A 22,390-nucleotide genomic window follows, 5' to 3' on the forward strand; every position below is an offset into this window, starting at 1 on the left:
GCTCGCTGGAATCGTCGATGCGATGCAGCAAAAGCTCAGAGCATTGGCCATAAGCTTCATTCCGACTCTACATGCGGCCTAACGGTTCGATTCATCCCTGGCCATAACGGCATTTCGACCTGTAAAAATCAGGTCTTCTTTGGGTTGTGCAAAAAAACGCAGGATCACATCAGAACGTAAGAAGACTTAAAAGCCCGGCTCCAAAAACGCATTGAAACAGGCATTCCGTAGTGCGATGGCGGGTTATCCACAGGCCTGAGTTATCCACATTCCGATTTCATGTTGAAGCTTCGGCAGGGGCGCAGGAAGGGACATCGAGCCCCGGGCTATTTTCAAGATAGACCCCCATGCCGCTGGCGCGGCACCATCAGATGGTGAAAATTGGGCTGCGGGCCCGGCGCTATTTTCAAGATAGACCCCCATGAAAAAAAGCTCTTTGGTGTATTGCCAAAGAGCTTTTGCCGTCCGTTAAGACGGCGGGGATGGGCCTCCGGCATATGCCGTTCCGCTTGGCCGGCGGCCGCCGCCGCTACGGAGCTAACGGCAAAATCACCTCAAACTGCGTTCCCCGTCCGATCTCGCTCTCGATCAAGATGCGCCCCCGGTGGGCTTCGATGATCTTGAAGCTGACCATCAGACCGAGCCCGGTTCCCTTCTCCTTCGTCGTATAGAACGGCTCGCCAAGCTTCTTGAGAAGCTCCGGCGGAATGCCGTGCCCCTGATCGATGAAGCGGACAACCGCCTCGTTCCGTTCGCTGGTGCATACCTCTATGCGGAAGTCCCCGCCTTCCGGCATCGCCTCGATGCCGTTTTTCACGATATTGATAAATACTTGCTTCAGCTGATTTTCCTCACCTTCGATCCAGAGCGGCTCCTTCGTAAAATCAGTCACAATATTCACCTTGGTGAGAATCGCCTGCGTCTCCAGCAGCACGAGCACATTATGCACGAGAGGCAGCAACTCGACCCGCTGAAACCGGACCGCCTGCGGCTTGGCCAGCATCAGGAACTCGTTAACGATGAAATTGATCCGGTCGATCTCGGACACCATGATTTCGAAGAACCGCTCTTGCGACGCGTCCCCCCTGGAGCGGAGCAGCTGGAGGAAGCCCTTGAGCGAAGTAAGCGGATTGCGGATTTCGTGAGCGACGCCGGCAGCCAATTCCCCGACGACGGACAGCTTCTCCGACTTGCGAAGCAGCTCCTCCGTCCGCTTGCGTTCCGTAATATCGGTCGAGACGCACAGCAGGTTCTCCATCTTGCCTTCGGACGACGCGATGGGCAGCCTCACCGTATGCACCCATCGGACCGAACCGTCCGACGCCGTAATCGTCTCCTCGAAGGCCGCCGTGCCATCGGAACTTTCCTCCGGCATCGGGACGTCGGCCATGCCGGCCGGTTCCGCGGGCGCTCTTCGGAACTCCACGACTTTGCGGCCGACCAGCTGATCGGCTGTCGTGCCAAGCAGCTTGGCCAGCGATTCGTTGACCAGCACGTACTTTCCTTCGCGGTCCTTCGCATAAATATAGCTCGGGTTCATATCGATCACATGGCGCAAAAAATCTTTTTGCTCCTGCAGCTGCCGCTCCTTGCAGCCGATGTCCTCCTTGGCGGCCTGCAGCGAATCGATCATCTCGTTGAGCCGGATCGATAATTTGCCCAGCTCGGTCCTGTCGATTTTGGCGATCCGATGCACATAATTGCCTCGCGCCACTTGGTCCACCGCCTGATAGAGCCGGCGAATCGGCTTGATGATCTGCCTCGCGTACAGCGCCGTCAGCAGCGACAAGAGCAGCGTGACCAGCAAAAACAGCGGTAGCAGCCTGCTCTGGAACGCTTGCGCGGATTCGAAAATATCCGTTGCGGGAATTTGCGCGATGATGCCCCAGCCCAAAAAATCGACATACCTAAACGATGCGTATGCCATAAGATCAAACAGCGGCGAAGCTTCCTCATACCCCGACTCCTGGTTCATCAGCCTTCGCACGAGGGGATACTCGCTCGCATCGTGTCCGATTCGCTGGTTGTCAGGGTGGGAAAGCACGATGCCGTTGCGGTCGACGATGCTGATATAGCCCGACTCGCTAATGTCGTTGCTTTGAAAAATCGACTGAAAGATTGCATTTTTGTCGATATATACGTGAAGCGTCACCATGCGCACGACTTGACGGCTGTCGTTCTGTACAGGAATGACGATGATCAGCGCGTATTTCCCCAGCTCCGAGACGACGACATCGCTGACACTCGCCTTCATCTCCTCGATCGTCCGGTCGAACACGCCATCCTTCAGGAGACTGGAATCCTTCAGCAAATCAAGATCCGAGCCTACATAGAAGCTCTGTATGGCCATCTGCGGACTGAGCACCGTTCCACCGTCGATCAAGGAGGAAAGATCGACGATTTCGTTGAGCCTCGCCCCCATCTCCTTGGGGTTCCCCCGCACATACACCTGATCGCGCTCCACCTGCTTCACCAGATCGAATATTTCCCGGTTCAGGATGTAAGCCTGCTCATAGATGCGCAATACCGCCTTGTCCGTAATCATTTTATTTTTATTTTTGGATATTTCGGGAAGAACGGTTTGGGCGATCACGACCGTGAACAAAAATAAAATTAAGATAACGAATACGTTAATGAGATATATTTTCCAAAAAATAAACGACTTCAAGGGCTGCATAGAGTCACCTTCCGCTGCTGTACGGCCGATCCTTCAAAGTAGATTACAGCTCATGATTATACCAAATAATGTTTGATATTTTTGTCGAATACTGTAAATTAGAAACGGATTTTCATGAAAATGTTAGGAATGTTCCATTTTCATGGAGCTTCCGCTGCTTGTTTTCACCGGCATCCGCACGTTCCATTTTCAATACCGCAGGTGACGTCCAATGATGAGGTTATCGCTTGTCACAGGCGTCTATTAGTCAAATTATCCTATTTTGGCGGCATTGTATATCATCTAAAAGAGAAGGTTATTAGGGGAAAACGGTCATTTTAATCGCGTGGAAAGATGGGAAAGGCGCTTAGGTAAATAGCGGGCGCTTGGGCCGGTGAGTTCGACGGAGTCGCCGAATATAAGCTGGCGGATGGGTCGGAATGCAAAGATGAAAAAAGGGGAATTTCGACCTTATTTCATGCATTAGGCTGTATTCCTCAGGGAAGATCGAAATTCATCCTCGTTAGCAGTCGAACTCCGCGTTCGCGCCGCCCCCGGGCACACCCAGGCACATAAGGCAGCGAATCCTGCAAAAAATGCAACATTTTCCGTATCCTTCGGCAAAAGAAAGGGGAATGTTGTATTTTGTGCAACAATTTGGGTGAGATTGGCTGCAAACCCGGAAGCATCGCCCGAAATGTTGCACGTTCTGCAACATTGAGCGGCAAATGCCGTTTATCTCCCCGTTTTTGTTGTACAAAATACAACATTGACTATTTTCAAATCGCCTGGCGCGCGTGGCCCATGCTCATCATCTGATGGTGCCGCGCAAGCGGCATGGGCATCTCTCTGGCGGAATCCGAATCCGTCTCGTACTCTGCAGGATGCTCGTGGCGCCTGCTTCGATCCTCCAATAGGAGCCCGCGGAATCGGCTCGGATGGGAGACTGCGGGAGCGGCTCGAAAGTGCTCGGCGGAGGCAAGAATCGCAAGAGGAATATCTTCCTGGAGGAAGATGCGCCGTTACCCTTGCAGATGAAACGCCCTTTTCAATTCCTCGATTCGGGCGTCGTCGATATGCACGATGTCGCCGAGGGCGCGGGTTGCCAGCATAGACTTCGCGCTATATTCCGCGACCTCAAGCCGGTCGAATGTGTTCAGCATTCCCTGCCCCGTCACGATAACGCAGTTGTTTCTTACGATCGCGATCGGCGTATCCGGCGTAAATACGGCCGCTGTCTGCTCCGGCGAGTTGTAAATCGCGTCGAAAGGCAGCTTTGGCGTGCCCCGAAGCAATATATAGCTTTCCGGAATCGTTCGCGAATCAAACACCGCATCCGTTACGGCAAATGCCATAATATACGGCGGATGGGCGATGATCACCGATTCCACATGACGCTGCCTCTTGTAGATCTCTCGGTGCAGCAGCACGGACTTGCTAGGCGTCGAACCGGCTTCCTTCCGTCCTTGCCGAATCTTTACAAGCTCATGCGGCTGCACAAATTTGCGGTCGATCCCGTACGGCGTAATGATGAATTCATCCTCGCCAATTCGCTGCGAGAACGTGCCCTGCGTACTGTTGAAAAGCCTCTGGTCGTAAGCGCGCCGAATAAATTTGCACATTTCCTGGCGAATCTCCAGCTCTTTCGGAGAGGGCACCTCCGGCTCGAATTCGTCCAGACGCACCTCGCTTTTATTCCTTACCGTTTCGTAATCGTCATCGGTTAGCAGAGTTGGCGTACCGATGCGATTCGCTTCAATCTCCAAGCGGGCGCAAAAGTCGAGCGTCTCGAAGACGCAGAACGCCTCGAACAAATCGTGTCCCCCGACGACAACGCCATGATTTTCCAGCATCACCGTATTGACGCCCTCGGCGAAGACCGCGGCGATATTTTCGCCCAGCTGCTCGCTGCCGGGAAGTGCGTAAGGAGCCATCCCGATTTTGCCGCATATTCGGCGCTCATTCGGCAGCAAGCGCGTATCCGGAATGCGCCGCACAATGCTGAAGGATACAAGGGCCGGCGGGTGGGCATGAACGATCGCCCGCAAATCCGGTCTCGTGCGATAAATCAAGCGATGGAACGGAAACTCGCTGGACGGCTCGTGCCTGCCCTGCTTGATGCCGTCCGCCTTGACGCAAACCATATCGTTCGCGGTTAAAGCGCCCTTGTCCACTCCTGACGGGGTAATCCAGATATTTCCATGTTGGTCGCGGATCGACAAATTTCCGCCGGATGTCGTCGTCATGCCATAACGGTAAATTCTTTGAATGAACAACAGCAATTGCTCGGCAGGGTGCATACGCTCATCTCCTCTTTCTTTTCATCATAATGCTCCCTGCAAGGAAAGTCAGTACCCCTAGCATATGGATTTGTTAACATTATTTAAAAAGTTGCTTATTCGTTTATAAGACGAATGTAATCCCCGGCTTCTCGCCGGAACCAACCATAACCGCCCCAAACCAACAAACCGCTAAACAAGCAGTGCCGCAGCGCATAAAACAACCGGTTCCTACAGACAATACATCCTGATTATCGCCGAAGTCCGCCTGCGCCTGTTCAATGCCGCAAGCGACGGCTTGGCGACGAAGGAAATCGCTTGTCACAGGCGTTTAACTTTGGGTTGGGGCTGATTAACGAAAAATGGTTTCATTCGATGAAATTCAACATGTGAGGCAGCAACTGCGAGACCTTTCCTTCTTGCACTGGCAGGCCGATGAAATATTTTCATGGAACTGGTGGTTCCTTCTGATCGTCTCCATCATCCCTTGGTTTATGTGGGCCAAATGGATCGATCGGAAACGGCTATTTGAAATTTCAACTTTCGGTTTATTTTTTGGCCTAAGCGCTTCAATCCTGGATTCTGCCGGGGTCGATATGCTTTTATGGACCTATCCGGACAAGTTATTGCCTTTGTTCCCGCCGTTATTTCCGGCAGATCTCACCGTCATCCCGATCGGTTACATGGCTGCCTACCAATATTGCCGCAGCTGGAAATCGTACTTTTGGGTAAATGCGGGTCTAGCTTTTCTGTTCTCTTACGTCTTCGAGCCGCTATTTGTTAACGCCAATTTGCTCAAGCTGCTAAACTGGACCCACACCTACTCGTTCATCGGCTTCATCCTGCTTGGCCTTGTCTGCAAATGGATTATGGAGAAGCTCCTGGATATCCGCAAAGCGGCGTCTGCCTCCTGATCGTCCCGAGTTCCTTGTTGTCAACGGCATCGGCTTCTTCTCCCCCAGGCTGACGCTATTTGCCGCTCGCGCGAAAAAAAGCCCTGTCGGCTAAAAGCCGGTAGGGCCGGTTCCGATCGCTGCCATCCGCCTCAAGATTAAGCATACGTCAGCAGCAGCCTGTTTAAGGTGCTGATCATTTTATCCTGATTGATTTTTTCTTTCCGTTTATTTTGCTCTTCCAAGCGGTCTAAAGTCTCGAGCAATTTGCGATAATCATTTTTGCTCATCTCGCCACGCAGGTGAGCCCGTCTGGCATGCAGTCTGATCAAAGGAATCTGTTCATAGGTTACCATAGCGAACGCCCTCCCAGTACGCATCCGATATCAGCCAACCTCTTCGTCCTTCTCAAATAACGCCATTAATTTTTGAAATTCGATCTGGCTGTATCCCCTGTCGTGTTCGACAACTGCCGCTTCGATCAAAGCTCCGTACACTTCTCCGATCAATTCGCATTCTTCGCTCATCGGCTCTTCGCCATCGATGGTCAGAACCCCAAATTCGCCCAAAGGAATGCAAATTAATGATTTATAGCGAACGACATCCGTGTCCGGGCTGGGCCTCCAGTCTTTATCTACCCGGACATCGGGAATATTTTGTTTTTGCTTCTTGACGAACGTTTTGCCTGCGGCCGAATCGTGGACCTGCAACGTGCGATTGCCCCGATAATGCCTGGGAAATCCGAAGCTGATGAAATGCAGCCTCAGCTCCTTTTGGTCGTCGCTGGCTATCCACATTCCGCACCGGTGCTGGGCTCCGCCCTTCACCTTCACATCGTTGGACAATTGATCCAATATGCGCTGAATTAATCTGAACGATTCGATCGTTTTCGTGTCCGGATTTTCTTCCATTCGAATAAAATTCAACGTATCGAGAAAAGACTTGACGTTAAACAACGCTTTGGTCACTTGGTTGGCGACCAGCGTACGGTTTTCCATATTTTCTTTGCTGCGTTCAATCGTCTCCTGAAGCTTCTGTATCCGTTCGTCACGGCCGAGAATCTGGGCAAACGCGTTCGTATACTTATGTACTCCCCAAAAGGTAAACCAGAAGAAAACCCCAAGCGCAACGACCATGATGCCGCCTATGGCATGGATGTGCCACGGATATAATTGATGTACCAGTTCTTTGATCACATCACCCATTCACCACCAGCCCCCTCGGTCCCAGGATAAGGCGCCACGTGGAAGTAAGTTATGGTCATTACTTTGTATATATGGGGGGCAGGGCGGAAACATACATCAATTAGCGAAAATATCACGAAGATTCTTTGAATGTATGCGCGGTGAAATGGATATTTTGCCGGACTTCATCTCAAAACCGGTCCTTTACGGCCCGCGCGATGAGGATCACTGCGGAGGTTTGAATGCTGGAGAAGCGCCATAGTTCCGTATTCACGCTTGTCGCAGCGTTTATTGAACTCAATGACGCCCTTGGAATTGCAACTGTTCGGGCAGCTTATTTCGTTTATTGGGCGAGCGAATGCGAGGTTTTGACCCACCAGCGCTGCCCCCACCCCAGGCACATGAGGCGACGAATCCTGCAAAGTAACGTTAAAAAAAGAAAAACCCTTGATAACAAGGGTTCCGCGGTTAAGCGGGTGATGGGAATCGAACCCACGCCGCCAGCTTGGGAAGCTGGAGTTCTACCATTGAACTACACCCGCATGACCTGCTGCAATGAACATTATAGAACGAAATGCGATAAAAAATCAAGCGATTCTTGATCATTTCGTGAATGGATGGCTCGCTTGGCCAGCCCTTCGATGAGCGTTCCGCTGGCCGTCGGCTCGCGTTTTGCCGGGCGAACCTTAGGCTACCGCTAGCCACAGAGCTTATTTCGCTCGAAACCATCGATTTGAAATTGTAACGCAAGTGAGCAGCCTTATTGGGCATGTTTGGCTGCCCGATTCAGTTTTTTTGGCGAAATAGCGATACTACGTTTCGTTACATTTTAAAAAGGCTGCGTTTCAGCAAAATAGCGTTTGTCACTTGCGTTAGAGGGGACATTGTATTGTGATTCAGACGGCTCGCTTGTAGCCTTCCGTTTATGTTTTCAAGCCATGCCTTGCGGTTCGAGTCTGCATCCGGCCCCCGCCAAAAAAGCGAAACCGTTTGTGGCTATGGGATGCTAAAGCGATAAAGCAAAGTGCGACTTTCTGTACCAAGAAAAACGACCGTTAAACCGCGCTCGCTCATCCTTGAATGGACTTCGATAGACGTTTTTTCTCCGTTAATGCTACAACCATTGACATATATTCCATCCTGCGGTACAATGAAACGGTTGCTTCAATATGTTCAACCCTACATCAATATCCTCAATCGAATATCCTCCGCACTTCGTCAGATTCTCATGACCCTAGGAATTTGCAGCAAGTATCGCCGATTCACACTGGCGCGGTCATCGGAGCCGCAAGGATGATTGAGAGGCAGGGCTTTCGTCGTTTTGGAGATACCATCGTGCATCACCGCGATTCGATATGCGGAATCGTCGTTCCAGCTAAGATCCACATGACCAAACATGCTTTATCTCGTACGGGAACGGCATGGGTTGAATATAGCTCGGCAAGGCCTTTACCGTTTGCGTGTGTACAAACGGCGCCTGTCGGCATGACAAACAGGCTGATCGCTCCGTCCCATCGACGGCGCAATCAGCCTGTACTATTTTCGGGCGGTACAGCCTCGGCAGGAGCGAGCCGCTCTTTTTTTCACCCATCGGCTCAAAATCAAATGCCCCGACGACTTGCCAAGGGCGCAGCCGCTGGCGTGCCCAACGCGAAGCTTCGCGAAAGTCCGACGGCCGCCTCCATCAACCGCTGGCCTCTTCCAAATACGGAACGCCCGACGAACCTGCTGCCAGAGGCGCTTCATCCATGTCAAGTATAGCCGCTAGCGTGCAGTAAGCGCCCTGCTTCGCTCCGGCTGAGCGCATATTTCTTTTCAGCTTCATCAGCACCGACTCGTTGTGGACGAGCAGTTGGAGACGCCGCTTGAGCTCATCCGTGTCGCGCGCCTCCATCGCCGCCCCGAGGCCGACAAGATACGCCGCATTGTCCTGCTCCTGGCCGGGAATCGGCTTATACAGCAGCATCGGCAGTTCCTGCGCGAGCGCCTCCGATACGGTAATCCCTCCCGGCTTCGTCACGATCATATCGGAGAGCGCCATCAGCTCGTGCACGTGATCGACATAACCGGTAACAGCGATGCGGTGCGGCGTCTTCGCCCTGCCGAGCTCTTCCTCCAGCTTTTGCCGCAGCTTGTCATTGCGACCGCACACCAGAATGAACTGGACCGGAGCGGAGAACGCCGCCGTCTGCAGGACAGACGGCAGCTGCCGGCCGATCAGCCCGTAGCCTCCGCCCATCACGAGCACCGTCGGAATCGCCGGATCCAAGCCGTATTTGTTGCGCAGCGCCCGCCGGTCGTACGTCCGCGTGAAAGGCAGCCGAACCGGAATGCCGGTAACGACAATCCGGTCCGCCGGCACGCGGTGCCTGATCAATCGCTGCTTCACCTGCTCGGCGCCGACCAAATAACGATCCGTATACGGATGAACCCAGTAGCTGTGATCCGTATAGTCTGTCAGCACCGTCATCGTCGTCACCTTCGTGAGGCCGCAAGCTTTCAAATACGACATCGCGGCAGCGGCGCCGGGGAAGGTGCTGACGACTACTGTCGGGTTTACGGCGTCCAGCAGTTCCAGCATCCGTCCGGTGCTGAACGCTCTCATTTTTTTGAACCAGTGAGACCAGGGGGTTTCGCCGCGGGTTTTGCTGTACAAGAAGCCGTATACCGAAGGCAGGCTCTTCACCCACTGCATGTAGCAGTATTTTCCGACCGTATGCAAATACGGATGCGTCCATTCGAGGTAATCGACCACTTCAACGTCGACATCGGAGCGGTAATGGCGCGCCGCTTCGCGAATCGCTTGCGCCGCCTGACGATGCCCGTCCCCAAGCGAGCCGGTGAGCAGCAGCAGTTTGACTCTATTGTTCATCGCTTAGACTCCCATTCCATGTTCGATCTTGAAAAATTGGACGGAACCCCTCCGGCAAATTTTTCAACACCGCAGGGGACGACCGATGACGAAAGGAAGCGATCGTCATAGGCGTCGATCTTGAAAATAGCCCCCAGGGCGTGCGGCCCGTTTTCATCTTCTGATGGTGCATGGCGTCCGCGCGCTTATCTTGACACTATCTATCATACGCGCCCCGGCATAACGGCAAAACGAACGCAGGCACTGTTTTGCTTTGGCCGAAGGTCTGGTTCGAACCTGGACCTTGGACGGAGAGGCAAGCCGCGGACATGCCTTATCGGGGCCGCCGTTTCCTTCCTGCGGGCCCGGCTGCAGCCGCTAAAGACACATGTGGTTGACCACCACCGTGCGGCAAACCGCGCGCTGGGAGTAGCGCGCGGCGAAAAGCAGCATGGCTATTGCCCCTTCCGCCCTTCTCCCCGCTTTGACTTTCCGCTTTCGATGCCGTTAAATGAAAAGAGAACATGACTCAAATTCCGGGAGGGATTCCTCGTGAAATACCGCAGATTAGGCAAAACGAACCTGAAAGTGTCCGTGATCGGCGTCGGCACATGGCAGTTTGGAGGCGAGTGGGGCAAGCCGTTCAACCAGGAGGAAGCCAATGCGATACTGGATCAGGCAAAAGCTTGCGGCATTAACCTGATCGATACCGCCGAGTGCTACGGCGACCATACGTCCGAGTCGTTGATCGGCGGCTACCTTGCGCGCGGCGGCCGGGAGAATTGGATCGTTGCGACGAAATTCGGTCATCATTTTCATGCCAACTTCACCCGGACGAACGATTATACGGCGAAAGATGTCCTGAAGCAGCTCGAGGCATCGCTGCGCGCGCTGCGGACGGATTACATCGACCTGTACCAGTTCCATTCCGGTCCCGACGAGGCGTTCGACAACGATGAGCTGTGGACGATGCTGGACAAGCAGGTGCAGGCGGGCAAAATCCGCCATCTCGGCACGTCCATCGCCAGCAACGACAATCTTCATCAGACGGAGGCATCGAGCCGGATCAGCTCGCAGGTGATCCAGGTCGTCTACAACCGGCTCGACCGCAAGCCCGAAGAGCGCGTCTTCCCTTCGTGCATCCGGCAAGATCTCGGCGTGCTCGCGCGCGTGCCGCTGGCCAGCGGCTACTTGAGCGGCAAATACAAGCCGGGAGCCGTCTTCGCCGACAACGATGTGCGCCATCGCCACGACAAGGAGCAGACGGCCGCCAAGCTGCAGGAAGCGGAGCGCATCCGCCAGAACGAGGTGCCGCAGGGCATGAACATGGCCACATGGGCGCTCGCCTGGTGCCTGAAGCATCCGGCAGTCACCGCCGTCATTCCGGGCTGCAAGAGCCCGGAGCAGGTTGTCGCCAACGCAGCCGCGGCCGATTATATCGGCGACAGCCATCCGCAAGCCTGGAAGCAGCCATAACGCTTCGAGCAAAATAGTCCATGCTTTTGGGTGGAACCGTCCATGGGATTTCGCTGCCGCGGGGAGTATGCTTAACATGAAATAACGCGAATTCTCGCTCTCTCGCGGAAAGGTCAGGAAACCCCATGAAGCTGTCGACCCGAATCTATCTGGATGCCGCATTGCAAAATATCAAAAGCGTCGCGTTCTTCACCTTTCTTCAAGTGCTGATTGCTCGTTTAGGGGCGTCCAATTTCGAGATCGCCCTGTCCAATTCGCTGCCGCCCCTGTTCTGCGCTCTGTCGCTCGCGTTCCTGACGCGGCAGCTGCCGGTAACCAGGGGCGTTTTTCTTGCCGGCGGCTACATCCGCCAGTGCGCCTTTTTGCTGATGGCGCTCTCGGTGCTGTTGCCGAATCCGATCCCGTACCTGCTGTTCTTCTGGTCGATCAACGCCGTGGCCGTGATGGTAACCGGCGCCCAGCAGCCGGCTATACTGCGAAGACATCTGGCGCCGAGCGAATTTCCGCGGATGTTCAGCACGAACAAGCTGATCGGCATCGTCATCACGACGGTCGGCGGCTTTGCGATTGGCCATTATTTGGATGCGTTCAATTGGATGTTTCCGATGAACTACGTCATCTCCATGCTGGTCGGCTGTCTGTCGACCTTCATGGGGATGGCCTTGATTGCGGAGCTGGCGCCCCGCGAGCGCAAGCCGATCCGTCTCACATGGGTCGTCCCGTTCCAGGAATGCGACCGCCGGATGTGGTGGATGGGGCTGAACAACGCCGGCATTGCCATGGCCGCTCCGCTGTTTGTCATTTACCATGTCAAAGAGCTCAACCTGAATAACGCGCAGATCGGCTATTTTGTCGTAGTGGCGGGCATCGCCTCGAGCCTGCTCATCCCGCTTGCCCGCCGGGCGATGGAAAGGTTCGGGCTGGCCAAAGTATACGGCGTTGCCGTCGTCGGCATGGCTTTGGCCGTGCTGCCCTACGGCTGGCTCGAATCGTTCTGGACGCTCCTGTTCATCCAGACATGGCTCGGCGTCTGTCTGGCCGTCCACGAAATTTCCTCGCAGTCCATCATGATGGAGGAAGCGTCGAAGCACCGGAAGGAGATGGCTTACTTCTCCGATTTCCAGCTGCTGATGCAGACCGGCAACGCGGCCGGCGCTTTGGCGGCGGGGGTGCTGACCGCCGTGCTTCCCCTGTGGGGCTGCTTCGCGGCGATCGCCATCGTCCGTCTGCTCGCCTATTACGGCATTCGATTCGCCCCGGCTAAGGCGGCCGCTCCGCGTGACGAGCTGACCGCCATACCGTCAGCGCCCCGTTCCCGCAAAGCGAATTATTGATCGCCGATTCACAGCGCCGCTTAAGCAGCCTAGATGCGGCCTGCCCAGACGGCCCGCGCCGCGCCAAGGCAGCTCCGACACACGCGGAGCCCCGATGACGAATCGAGTGCCCGAACCGCCGGCCCGCTCGAATATAATGAACAGGGGCATTCTTTGAGCCGCACCAACGGCCAAAGAATGCCCCTGCTTCGTGGAGCTATAAGATCTTTTTATCAATCCCGAAATCCCGCATCATGCCTCGCGCGACGACGCGGATACCCGCTGCAGCAGCTTCGTGAACTCAAGCGCAGGCACAGGCTTGCTGTAAATGTAGCCCTGGATCTCCTTGCAGCGCACGTCGAGCAAAAATTTGAGCTGCTCCTCGGTCTCCACGCCCTCGGCAATGACGTTCAGATTCAGGCTGTGGGCCATTCCCATAATCGCCTGAACGATGGCGGCGTCGTCCGGATCGACCGTCACATCCCGCATAAACTGTTGGGCGATCTTCAGCTTCGTAATCGGGAATTTTTTCAAATATGCCAGCGACGAATACCCCGTACCGAAATCGTCTATCGAAATATGTACGCCTAGCTCCCTTAGCTCCCTCAGCTTCTCGATAACCTCATCGACATGATACATCGCGATGCTCTCGGTAATCTCCAGCTCCAAATAATGCGGCTCCAGGCCGCTTTCCTTCAGCGAGTCGATCACGACCTGCACGAAATGCCTTTGATGAAACTGGATGGGCGAAATGTTGACGGCGATCTTGAGCGGCGCGAAACCGGCCATCTGCCACATTTTATTTTGCTTGCAGGCTGTGCGCAGCACCCATTCTCCGATCGGCACGATGAGGCCGGTCTCCTCCGCAATCGGAATGAATTCGGACGGCGGGATGTAACCGAGGTTCGGGTGATGCCAGCGAATAAGCGCCTCCATCCCGTTCATCCGATTGGAAAAAATATTGACCTGAGGCTGATAATGCAGCTCGAATTCATCCTGCTCCAGCGCCTTGTTCAGCCATTCCTCCATCACAAGCTGGCGGATCACTTTGTCGTTCATTTCCGCTGCGTACAGGCGGTAGCCGTTCTTGCCGAGCTCCTTCATCTGGTACATGGCGGTATCCGCATTTTTCGTCAAGGCAATCGCATCCTCGCCATGCTGAGGATATAGCGCAATGCCGATGCTGCAGCTGATTCTCAGCTCATACCCTTCAATGCAAAACGGCTGATTAAATACGCGTAAAATTTGCTGCGCCGCCAGCTCTGCGTCCTGCGGCCCCTCAATGCGGTCCAGCAGCACGTAAAATTCGTCGCCGCCCGGCCGGGAGACGAGACCGGAGGAACGAAACGCCTCGCGCAGCCGCTCGGACGCCTCCACCAGCATGCGATCCCCGAAGGCATGGCCGAACGTATCGGTTACATTTTTGAAGCGGTCCAGATCGATATACAAGACGGCCATGATATCCGAAGCTTTCGCCTTCTCGATAGCCGATTGCAGCGAGCGGTTGAACGAGCTGCGGTTCGGAAGACCTGTCAGCAGATCGTGATGGGCCATAAACTCAAGCCGGTTCTCCGCCTGGCGTCTATCGCGCAGATCGATGAGAACAAAGGCGAGCAGCGGCCCGGCAATGACCAGCACGCTGAACAAATCGAACATGTCGGCGAGGGCATCGCGCGGCTGCCCGCCAAACGGACGGATAGCGATTTCCGCGGCATAGGCCAGCAGTACGCCGAGCATGACCCAAAGAACGCATACGGCCGTCCGAAGCCGCCCTACGCTGCGCAGCGTATACTGAATCGGAGCGATGGCGAGCAGGAATATCCCGGGATAGAGGACATCGATCAGCCCGGTCTTCAGTCCGATCGCTCCGCGAACGGCCAAAATAGCCGTCTCGGTGACGATCAGCGCCAACCACAAGCGAAAAAGCAACCTCCGACGGTTCGCATCTAGGGCAGCATCCCCATCATTAGGGTGCAGTCGTGTCGATTCGGGCTGCCTGGAAAATGGCATGTCACCGGCTCCCTCGATAAGTCTTTTCTACCATTTTAATCAATAAAAAACGAATCGACAAGAATTATTAGGAAAAAAGACTCATAAATCTAGTCAGTACACCCGAATTATATTTTTATAAACGGTCTCGTCGTCGTTGCTGTCCATCACGCGCACTTCAATCTGCCAATAGCCGGCATAAGGCAAATAGGCGCCGCGGCTCTTATACGTGTGCCTCTCCATACCGAACGATTCCTCGGTCGTCCGGTCCTCGGCCGGCGCGAGCGGAACGACGATCGGCGCGATATCGGGCGCTTCCGTATCCTGCAGCCGTAAAATCACCTGCTTCGGCTTGCCGAGCTGCTCAGGCAGCCATACTTTGACCGTAAAATCGTTGACCCCGGGCACTTTCGGAGAAATTTGCGCCGTCATGTGCATATGCTCGCCCATGACGTGCCAGTTCAGCGGCTTGTTCTCCGGCTGCGGCGTCAAATAAGTGAACACGCCCACCACGCCGCAAATCAGCAGCATCAACACGGCGTCCGCCCTCATCCATGCGCCGATCGCGCGAGGACGGTCTTTGCGGAACGCCAGGCGAATGCCCAACGCAGTCAGCGCCACAAGGACGACAAGCCCGGTCTTGGCGAGCAGCAGCAGCCCCCAGGTCGTCTCCAGCACGTAGGTCACGTCCGGCAGAAAAATAAATACTATAAAAATGCCGGATGCCGCAAGCAGCAGGATGACCAGCAAGGCCGCATTGGAGAAAGCGGGATAGAAGCGTCTGGCTTCCTCCTTGTCTTGCCTCCACAAATAGAGCAGCAGCAGCAGACCGCCCGCCCAGATCGACGCTCCCGCCAAATGCAGCCAATCCAGCAGCAGTGTCTCGCTCCGCGGCCCGTAAGCGGCCGCATGGCCGAGCCACGATTTGGCGAACCAGACGAGCGATACCCAGACCAGATCGAGCCAGCCTCTGCGGTACAGCACGGCGAACGACAATAAAGCGAGCGCCAGGCCGGCGATCCAGGCGTAGCCGGTCGTTGTGCGGGTGAAGAAATACACCAGCCCGTCCGCTCCGCTGCCACCGATCAGCGAAGGAAGCTGCGACCACATCCAGACGATGAACCCGATCGCATACGCCTGCTGCAGGCGCACCGCCGCAGCGCGCAGCTTCTCGCGCGTCGCGGGCGCAAGCCGCGGCGTCCAGCGCAGCCACAAGAGCCAGCCCGTAAACGCCAGCAGCAGCAAGTAATACAATATTCTGGCGGCGAACAGCAGAACGTCGAGAATGCCGAAGGAGCGGAACGGATCTTTCTCGTAATGCAGATGTTCCGTCTCCGGATACGTCCCGCCCGCAAGCTCGTCCAGCTGCTCGCCTACCGCGAACAAATACGTTCCGTCCACCGGATGGCCGTCGGCCGAAATGACATGATACGTGACTAGATAGGTTCCTTTCGGAAGAGGCGGCAGCTTTAGCGACAATTGGGTGCGGTCGTCGCTCATGACAGGCTTATTGTCCGTCATCTGCCGTTTGTCCCGATCCAGCACGCGAATATAGTAAAGCCCGTCTTCCAGCCTTTCGTTAAATGTCAGCACGATGCTCTCCGGCGAGCTGTCCAGCTCTGCGTCCGCCGCGGGAGAGGATTGCAGCAGCACCGCGTGGGCCCATGCCTGGCCTCCTCCCGCAAGAGCGCCCATAACCGCTCCGAAGACGATCGTCAAGATCGCAAGGAGCCCAATCAGCCGGCGCGGCTGCCGCCGGGTATTCCCCGCGGCCGCCCCCGCACCCGTTAATTCTCCCAACACTTCCTATATCTCCTTCCCGGTCTCATCGTCGCTATTCGGCCGCAGTTTGCGCCGGCCGGCAAACCCGTCGTGCAGCCCATGGTAATGCTCGACGCGATCCTCGCCCAGCATCCAGCAGAGCAGCGCTTCCCGGCCGTCGATCCGCGTCGGAAAATCGACGAGTCCGCGATCGATGTCCTTCAGCTGCACGCCCTTCAGCTGGAAGCTTTTCAGCATCGTGTTCGCCTCGAGCTGCATGAATTCGAGCTCGCATTCCAGCGCAAAGTACGGGTCGTCGCCGGCCGGAAGGGCTGCCGCTTTTCCGGCCGCGCTTCTTAAGGCCTTAAGCTCGCGGTACTTGATCTCGAACCGCCGCTTAAGCAACTGCAGAGCCGCAAGCTCCTCGCGGATTTGCGGAAGCAGCGCATTCGCTTCCTCCGGCGTAAAATACGTTTTCATGCCTGTTCCTCCGCTTCGCCGCGATAATCGTGATGATAGTGATGGTCGCGGCCGTGATGTCCGTGTTCATGATGGCGCCCTTCCTCCCCGGGCCCGTCGACGTGCGTGACGGACAGCTCAGCGTAAAATACGCCCCTCTGCACCTGGATGCGCTGCGTAAGCTCTCTGAGCTTGCGGACGATCCCGCGCACGACGATCACTTCCAGACACTGATGATGATTCAGATGAATATGCATCGTCGAATTGATCTCGCGATGGTATTCGTGCTGCAGCTCTGTCAGGACAATCGGCAAGTCGCTGACATGATGATCGTATACCATCACGATTGTCCCTGCGGCCTGCTGGTCGCCGCGGATCAGTGAGGGCGCAAGCAGCGCCTTGCGCACCAGATCGCGAATCGCCTCGGAGCGGCTGCCGTAGCCCTGCTCCGCGATGGCGGCGTCGAACTGCTCAATCAATGTCTGCGGCATCGAAATGCCGAAACGGACCAACGTATCCTTTTCCTGCATGAAACCGCCTCCTTGGCCAAGTGAACAAGCTGTTATCTTCAATGTAACATACCGCACAGGGCAAGGCCAAATGACAATCTATTGACTCGGAATAATAGAAAGGGAAGCCTCTCATAAGAAGCCTCCCCGTTCTTGCCAATGCGGCAGTCTGCTGCAGAAGCAACCGCCTCGATTAGTTTCTCCCCCGCAGTCCGCTGCACACTTGCTCCAATTCGCCTACCAGCTTGTTCAAGCCTTCTGTCGCTGCGGCGATCGATTCCATGGCGGCAAGCTGGCTGGCCGAAGCCTCCCTGGCCTGCTGCGCCTGCTCGGAGGAACGGCTGGAGATGCGCGCCATCTCGTTCAGCGACGCCGTCACCTGCTCGGTGCCTGCGGACATCTCCTGCGCCGCAGCCGATATTTCCTGAATCTGATCGCTGATCCGACGGGATGCCTCCAGAATCGTACGGAATGTCTCCCCCGCCTCGTTCACACTCGTGTTGCCTGCCTCGACATCCTCGGCTCCCCTGTGCATCAGCTTGACGGCATGCGCCACCGATCCCTGAACTTCTTCGATCAAGGCGGCGATGTCTCCGGCAGAGCCTTCCGTCTGCTCGGCCAGCTTGCGCACCTCCGAGGCGACGACGGCGAAGCCGGAGCCGTGCTCGCCGGCCCGCGCCGCCTCGATCGCCGCATTCAAAGCGAGCAAATTCGTCTGCGAAGCGATGCCGGTGATCAGCACCGCGATTTCCCCGATCTGCTCGGATTGCTTCTCAAGCTGAACCAATGCTGCGGCCACATCGTGGACAGAGCGCTTCAGCACGGCCAATTGATTCACCGCCCGCTGGACGGTATCGTTGCCCTGCTCCGCCTCCTGAACCATCGACAAGGCCGCTTCGGAGACGAACGAGGACGACTCGGCGACGCGCAGCACGCCCTGGGCCATCTCCTCCATCGCCCGGGCGCTGTCGTTACCGCTCTGCGCCTGCTCTTCGGCGCTGACGGCCATCTCCTGCATCGCTTGCGCTATGCCGCGGTTCGTATCGACCGTCCGGTCCGCATTGTCCTTCATCTGCGACGCATAGCGAACCAAATCGCTCGAGGTCGCCGTCAACCGCTCGACCGCATTCAGCAGCAGCTCCTGCTTGGCCTGCTTCTCCGCTTCCAGCAGCGCAAGGCTGCGATTCTTCCTCGCCGTCTGCCATACCGTCGTGCTTGCCGTAAGGAACAGGAACAATCCGTGGACGAGCAGCAAGCCGGGTTCATATCCCGCCTGACCGAATACCAATTCCGGGAACAGGAAATAAGCCAATATATCCGCCACGGCCGTTACCGCGGTAACGGTCCAGACAATGAGAGCGTCTTCGTAGAAGGCAAGCAGCGCGATCACCATAAACAAAGCGAAGTGAAACTCCACCGTACCCCCGGCCCCCGTAATCATGGCGAGCGCCGAGAAGATCATGGACAGCGCGTTCATCATCGCCGACAGCTTCTGCCAATCCTTCCAATAGCACAGCGCCGCGGCCGCCAGGAAGACGACCGGAGCAGCTAAAGCCGCATTCAGCATGGCCGCATAGGACGCCAAATCGACGTTCGGCTCCAATCCGAACCAGTGCAGCCAGCGAAACAACACATGCACCGCCGCAGCCAGCAGGAAAGTGCCCAGCGTTATGGGGAGTGTCATTCGGTTCTTCATCGTGAGCAATACAAACATCCTCCTTGTTGTCAACGTCCCGCTCCGCGTCCCGGGACCTTGATTAATACATTCTCGAATTAGTTCTTTATTCCTTCTCCTTTGGAACTATATTCTTAAAGATTTCGATAGGAGGTGGCATCTCCTGAATCTTTGTACTCATTATATATCGGCAGAAGCCTGCGGAAAATGAATGCGTTTTTTTGGGCGCGAGCGTCTTCCTTGAAATTTTGCGCGAACGTCTCCCGTGAAATTTTAGCGGGCGCAGGGGCCTGCCTAGTCGTTCCTTCCTTATACCGTCAGATCCGTCGCAGTGGCACGCTTGGCCGTTACTTCCTTAATACCGTCAGATTCGTCGCAGTGGCACGCTTGGTCGTTACTTCCTTAATAACGCCGCAGAGCCCCGCTCTAGTCGCTCCTTCCTAGAATAATGCGATTTCAGAGATCACGCGATTTCAGCGAAAATATTGCGCCGCGGTCCGTTAAGCCAGCTTTATGGCTTTATGGCTTTACGGCGGCAACCGAACGGGTTTTAGCGACCTGAACGGGAGGGACTTAAGCAGGCCTTCTGAAGCTTCTGGACCACACCTGGACCACACTATGATCTCTCAATCATCTCTAACGCTTGTGACAAACGCCCTCTTGAAAATTTTGCGGTAATCCGCAGATAAAATTTCAATACCGCAGGTGACGACCGATGACGATGGAATGGCTCGTCATGGGCGTCTATTTTGCTGAAACGCGCGCTTTGGAATATGTAACGAAACGGAGTACCGCTATTTTGCCAAAAACGCTGAATCGGGTAGCCCAAAATGCCGAATAAGGCTGCTCACTAGCGTTAGAATCTCCAAACGTTCGTTTTGAGAAAAATAAGCTCTGTGGCTAGCGTTAGCTAAAGCTGAACACCGGGCGAAGGGTAGCGAGTATGAACGAAAGAAGGATCGCGAGCAGTAAGAAGAAGCTCTATCGGCGGCCTGCCAAGGGGAGCGGCTGCGCTTGGACGAAATAAAACTTTCTGGCGTTCCCCCCAAAAAAATCATCCCAAGCTTCGCTTGCTCGGGATGACTTTTGGTCAAGTATTACTGCACGGCAACAGGCGGACGAACGGCAATGCCCGCCTCCTCCAGCCGCTGCCGGATATGCCGCGCCAGCAAGGCGGCCTGCGCTCCGTCGCCGTGGATGCACAGCGTGTCAGCGGCAAGGGCGACCGGCTCCCCGGCCAAGGTATGTACGACGCCGTCCATGGCGATGCTTATCGCCTGCCTTGCGGCCTCTTCCGCATCGTGGAGCACCGCGCCGCTCTCCGAGCGCGGCGTGAGCTTGCCGTCCCGGCGGTACGTCCGGTCCGCGAACGCCTCCGCTGCGCAGCGCAGCCCTCTCGCCTCGGCGGCCCGAATCAGCTCGCTGCCCGCCAGGCCGTACAGCACAAGCTGCGGGTCGATCCGCTGAACCGCCTCGGCGATCGCCTCCGCCAGGCTGCGGTCGGCTGCCGCCATGTTGTACAGCGCGCCATGGGGCTTCACATGGGCCAGCCTGCCGCCTTCGGAGCGGACAAAGCCGAGCAGCGCCCCGACCTGGTATACCGTCATATCGTATACCTCCTGCGGAGCAACGCTCATCGTTCGGCGGCCGAACCCGGCCAAATCCGGCAGCCCCGGATGAGCCCCGATCGATACCCCCCGCTCCAGGCAAAGTCTCACCGTTCGGCGCATCGTCGCCGGATCGCCAGCATGATAGCCGCAGGCGATATTGGCGGACGAAACGAAATCAAGCAGCGCTTCATCGTCGCCCAAACGGTAAATTCCGTAGCTCTCTCCCAAGTCGCAATTCAAGTCGATGCTTTTTTCCATACGCCGATTCCCCTTCCCTCAATGTAGCAACCCTCGCTGTATTCGCCATGCTGCCGGCAACGCTCTACCAGCACTTTATACCATATCGTTCCACGGAAATACAGTTGTGAATTCGAAGCCAAAAGAACTTGTGTAGAATTTTGAAAAATGAGCTGCGAGCCCCGAGCTATTTTCATGATAGACGCCTATGACGAACGACTCCTTCGTCATCGGTCGTCACCTTCGGTATTGAAAAATTCGTCGGAGGAATCCCGTCCAATTTTTCAAGATAGACGCCCATGCTGCTGGCGCAGCACCATCAGAAGGATGAAAATGGGCCGCGGGCCCCGCGCTATTTTCAAGATAGACCCCCATGCGGCTTGCGCAGCAGCACCATCAGAAGATGAAAACGGGCCGCGCACCAAGCGCTATTTTCATGATAGCCCCCCATGCCGCAGGTCCTTTTTCGTGTAAGGCTATACTTTGCTGCAGATTGGGGGGATCAGCCGGGGGCCTCGAGCTTTCGCTTTAGCGTTCGAGCTTCATGCTATCGTTGGAAGTCCGCGTTAGCGCCGCCCTCCCCGAGTGCATGAGGCGACGAAACCCGCAAAAAATGCAACATTTCCCGTATCCTTCGTGCTAGACACAGGGGAATGTTGTATTTTGTGGCACAAAGTGCAACATTGAGCCGTAAATGGGGTTTATCCCTCCGTTTTTGTTGTACAAAGTACAACATTTGCTGACTCTCTTACCCCGCAGGGATTACAAAAAACGCACCGCCGGAGCAAGCCTAAAAGGCTTCTTCCGGCGGTGCGCTTCCCGGCGACCATTGTCGCGGCATATATTCTTTCATGATCAGCGAGCCTCGCCGGCCGTCTCTTGCTGACGCCTCGCCTGACCTCTGGTCTGCACGATGATTTTGCGAATGCTGTCCTCCGACAAATGAAATTGACGGATCAGCTCCCGCACAGTGCTGCCGTTTTCGTACAGCCGATATATTTCATGATTGCGCTTCTGAATCGACTGGCGGGTGCCGTTGTTCTCTCCCCAGCCGGCGCGTTGCTCCTTCTTCGGAACATAAATAATCTCGCCTTGAATATACTCCTGCAACTGCTTGAGCAAATTCGGCGGCAGTATGTCTTTCCCGTTCTTGTAGCCCAACGATGAAAGCCTCCTTTCAAGCTATGAAACCGATCAGTTTCAGAAAGGAACGGCATGTTCATCGTCACGTCTCCTGGCCGCACGGGGCGACGGATCCGAGGCGGAGACGGGCAAAGCCGCCGTCCGTCCGGTAACGCGGACCGCCAATGATCAAGCCATATCGAAACCTCATGACACGAGCGACTACGTCCATATATCCTCATACAGTAAAAGGCACGATCACCAAGATCGCGCCTGAATTGTCTCGTGAACGCCATGACACAATCATGGCCTATCATCAGGTTCGGTGACGTGAAACATGCTATTCCCTTGTTCGAATCCCTTCAATGAACCATGC

General features: G+C 55.6%; 16 protein-coding genes and 1 tRNA gene. 4 read left to right on the forward strand and 13 right to left on the reverse strand.

Annotated elements, in window-relative coordinates; translation table 11 throughout:
- Window positions 1–529: 529 nt before the first annotated feature.
- Window positions 530–2,677, reverse strand: coding sequence for an ATP-binding protein (locus tag F591_RS0106805; protein WP_019533843.1), 2,148 nt, complete (start codon window positions 2,675–2,677; stop codon window positions 530–532).
- 1,001 nt (window positions 2,678–3,678) lie between these two features.
- Complete coding sequence (locus F591_RS0106810) at window positions 3,679–4,956, reverse strand: class II aldolase/adducin family protein (RefSeq protein WP_019533844.1); 1,278 nt, start codon at window positions 4,954–4,956, stop codon at window positions 3,679–3,681.
- A gap of 341 nt (window positions 4,957–5,297) precedes the next feature.
- Here F591_RS0106810 and F591_RS0106815 point away from each other — a divergent pair, with 341 nt between their 5' ends.
- On the forward strand, window positions 5,298–5,849 hold the full coding sequence (locus F591_RS0106815; protein ID WP_019533845.1) for a CBO0543 family protein: 552 nt from the start codon (window positions 5,298–5,300) through the stop codon (window positions 5,847–5,849).
- 137 nt (window positions 5,850–5,986) lie between these two features.
- Here F591_RS0106815 and F591_RS0106820 read toward each other — a convergent pair whose 3' ends face one another.
- The 4 genes from F591_RS0106820 to F591_RS0106835 form a co-directional block, all read right to left on the reverse strand.
- Window positions 5,987–6,184 (reverse strand): hypothetical protein, encoded by a 198-nt coding sequence (locus F591_RS0106820; protein WP_019533846.1) that lies wholly within the window; start codon window positions 6,182–6,184, stop codon window positions 5,987–5,989.
- A 30-nt stretch (window positions 6,185–6,214) separates the two neighbouring features.
- The gene (locus F591_RS0106825) at window positions 6,215–7,033 is read right to left on the reverse strand and encodes a hypothetical protein (RefSeq protein ID WP_019533847.1); all 819 of its coding nucleotides are present in this window, start codon (window positions 7,031–7,033) and stop codon (window positions 6,215–6,217) included.
- A gap of 450 nt (window positions 7,034–7,483) precedes the next feature.
- Window positions 7,484–7,554 (reverse strand) — tRNA-Gly (locus F591_RS0106830).
- 1,142 nt (window positions 7,555–8,696) lie between these two features.
- Window positions 8,697–9,884 (reverse strand): MGDG synthase family glycosyltransferase, encoded by a 1,188-nt coding sequence (locus tag F591_RS0106835; protein ID WP_019533848.1) that lies wholly within the window; start codon window positions 9,882–9,884, stop codon window positions 8,697–8,699.
- Window positions 9,885–10,415: 531 nt separating this feature from the next.
- On the opposite strand from F591_RS0106835, the gene F591_RS0106840 reads away from it, so the two are divergent.
- Entirely contained in the window at window positions 10,416–11,339 is a 924-nt protein-coding gene (locus tag F591_RS0106840) for an aldo/keto reductase (RefSeq protein ID WP_019533849.1), read from the forward strand.
- A gap of 125 nt (window positions 11,340–11,464) precedes the next feature.
- On the forward strand, window positions 11,465–12,673 hold the full coding sequence (locus F591_RS0106845) for an MFS transporter (RefSeq protein ID WP_019533850.1): 1,209 nt from the start codon (window positions 11,465–11,467) through the stop codon (window positions 12,671–12,673).
- A gap of 231 nt (window positions 12,674–12,904) precedes the next feature.
- On the opposite strand, the gene F591_RS0106850 is transcribed toward F591_RS0106845, so the two are convergent.
- From F591_RS0106850 to F591_RS0106870, 5 genes are all read right to left on the reverse strand, one after another.
- Complete coding sequence (locus F591_RS0106850; RefSeq protein WP_019533851.1) at window positions 12,905–14,569, reverse strand: putative bifunctional diguanylate cyclase/phosphodiesterase; 1,665 nt, start codon at window positions 14,567–14,569, stop codon at window positions 12,905–12,907.
- A 186-nt stretch (window positions 14,570–14,755) separates the two neighbouring features.
- Window positions 14,756–16,444 (reverse strand): copper resistance CopC/CopD family protein, encoded by a 1,689-nt coding sequence (locus F591_RS0106855; RefSeq protein ID WP_019533852.1) that lies wholly within the window; start codon window positions 16,442–16,444, stop codon window positions 14,756–14,758.
- Window positions 16,445–16,447: 3 nt separating this feature from the next.
- On the reverse strand, window positions 16,448–16,882 hold the full coding sequence (locus F591_RS0106860; RefSeq protein ID WP_019533853.1) for a DUF2203 domain-containing protein: 435 nt from the start codon (window positions 16,880–16,882) through the stop codon (window positions 16,448–16,450).
- Entirely contained in the window at window positions 16,879–17,391 is a 513-nt protein-coding gene (nikR, locus tag F591_RS0106865) for a nickel-responsive transcriptional regulator NikR (protein WP_019533854.1), read from the reverse strand. Before nikR ends, F591_RS0106860 begins: the two co-directional genes overlap by 4 nt.
- A gap of 172 nt (window positions 17,392–17,563) precedes the next feature.
- Window positions 17,564–19,084 carry a methyl-accepting chemotaxis protein gene (locus tag F591_RS0106870; RefSeq protein ID WP_019533855.1) on the reverse strand — a complete coding sequence of 507 codons (1,521 nt, stop codon included), beginning with the start codon at window positions 19,082–19,084 and terminating at the stop codon, window positions 17,564–17,566.
- A gap of 676 nt (window positions 19,085–19,760) precedes the next feature.
- Here F591_RS0106870 and F591_RS33225 point away from each other — a divergent pair.
- Complete coding sequence (locus tag F591_RS33225; RefSeq protein WP_019533856.1) at window positions 19,761–19,886, forward strand: hypothetical protein; 126 nt, start codon at window positions 19,761–19,763, stop codon at window positions 19,884–19,886.
- A gap of 256 nt (window positions 19,887–20,142) precedes the next feature.
- Here the strand turns inward: F591_RS33225 and F591_RS0106880 are convergent, their stop codons facing one another.
- Together F591_RS0106880 and F591_RS0106885 are read right to left on the reverse strand one after the other, a co-directional pair.
- On the reverse strand, window positions 20,143–20,913 hold the full coding sequence (locus F591_RS0106880) for a LamB/YcsF family protein (protein ID WP_019533857.1): 771 nt from the start codon (window positions 20,911–20,913) through the stop codon (window positions 20,143–20,145).
- An 834-nt stretch (window positions 20,914–21,747) separates the two neighbouring features.
- On the reverse strand, window positions 21,748–22,053 hold the full coding sequence (locus F591_RS0106885; protein WP_019533858.1) for a CD3324 family protein: 306 nt from the start codon (window positions 22,051–22,053) through the stop codon (window positions 21,748–21,750).
- Window positions 22,054–22,390 lie beyond the last annotated feature (337 nt).

Origin of the sequence: Paenibacillus ginsengihumi DSM 21568, assembly GCF_000380965.1 — a bacterium.
GTDB classification, from domain to species: domain Bacteria; phylum Bacillota; class Bacilli; order Paenibacillales; family NBRC-103111; genus Paenibacillus_G; species Paenibacillus_G ginsengihumi.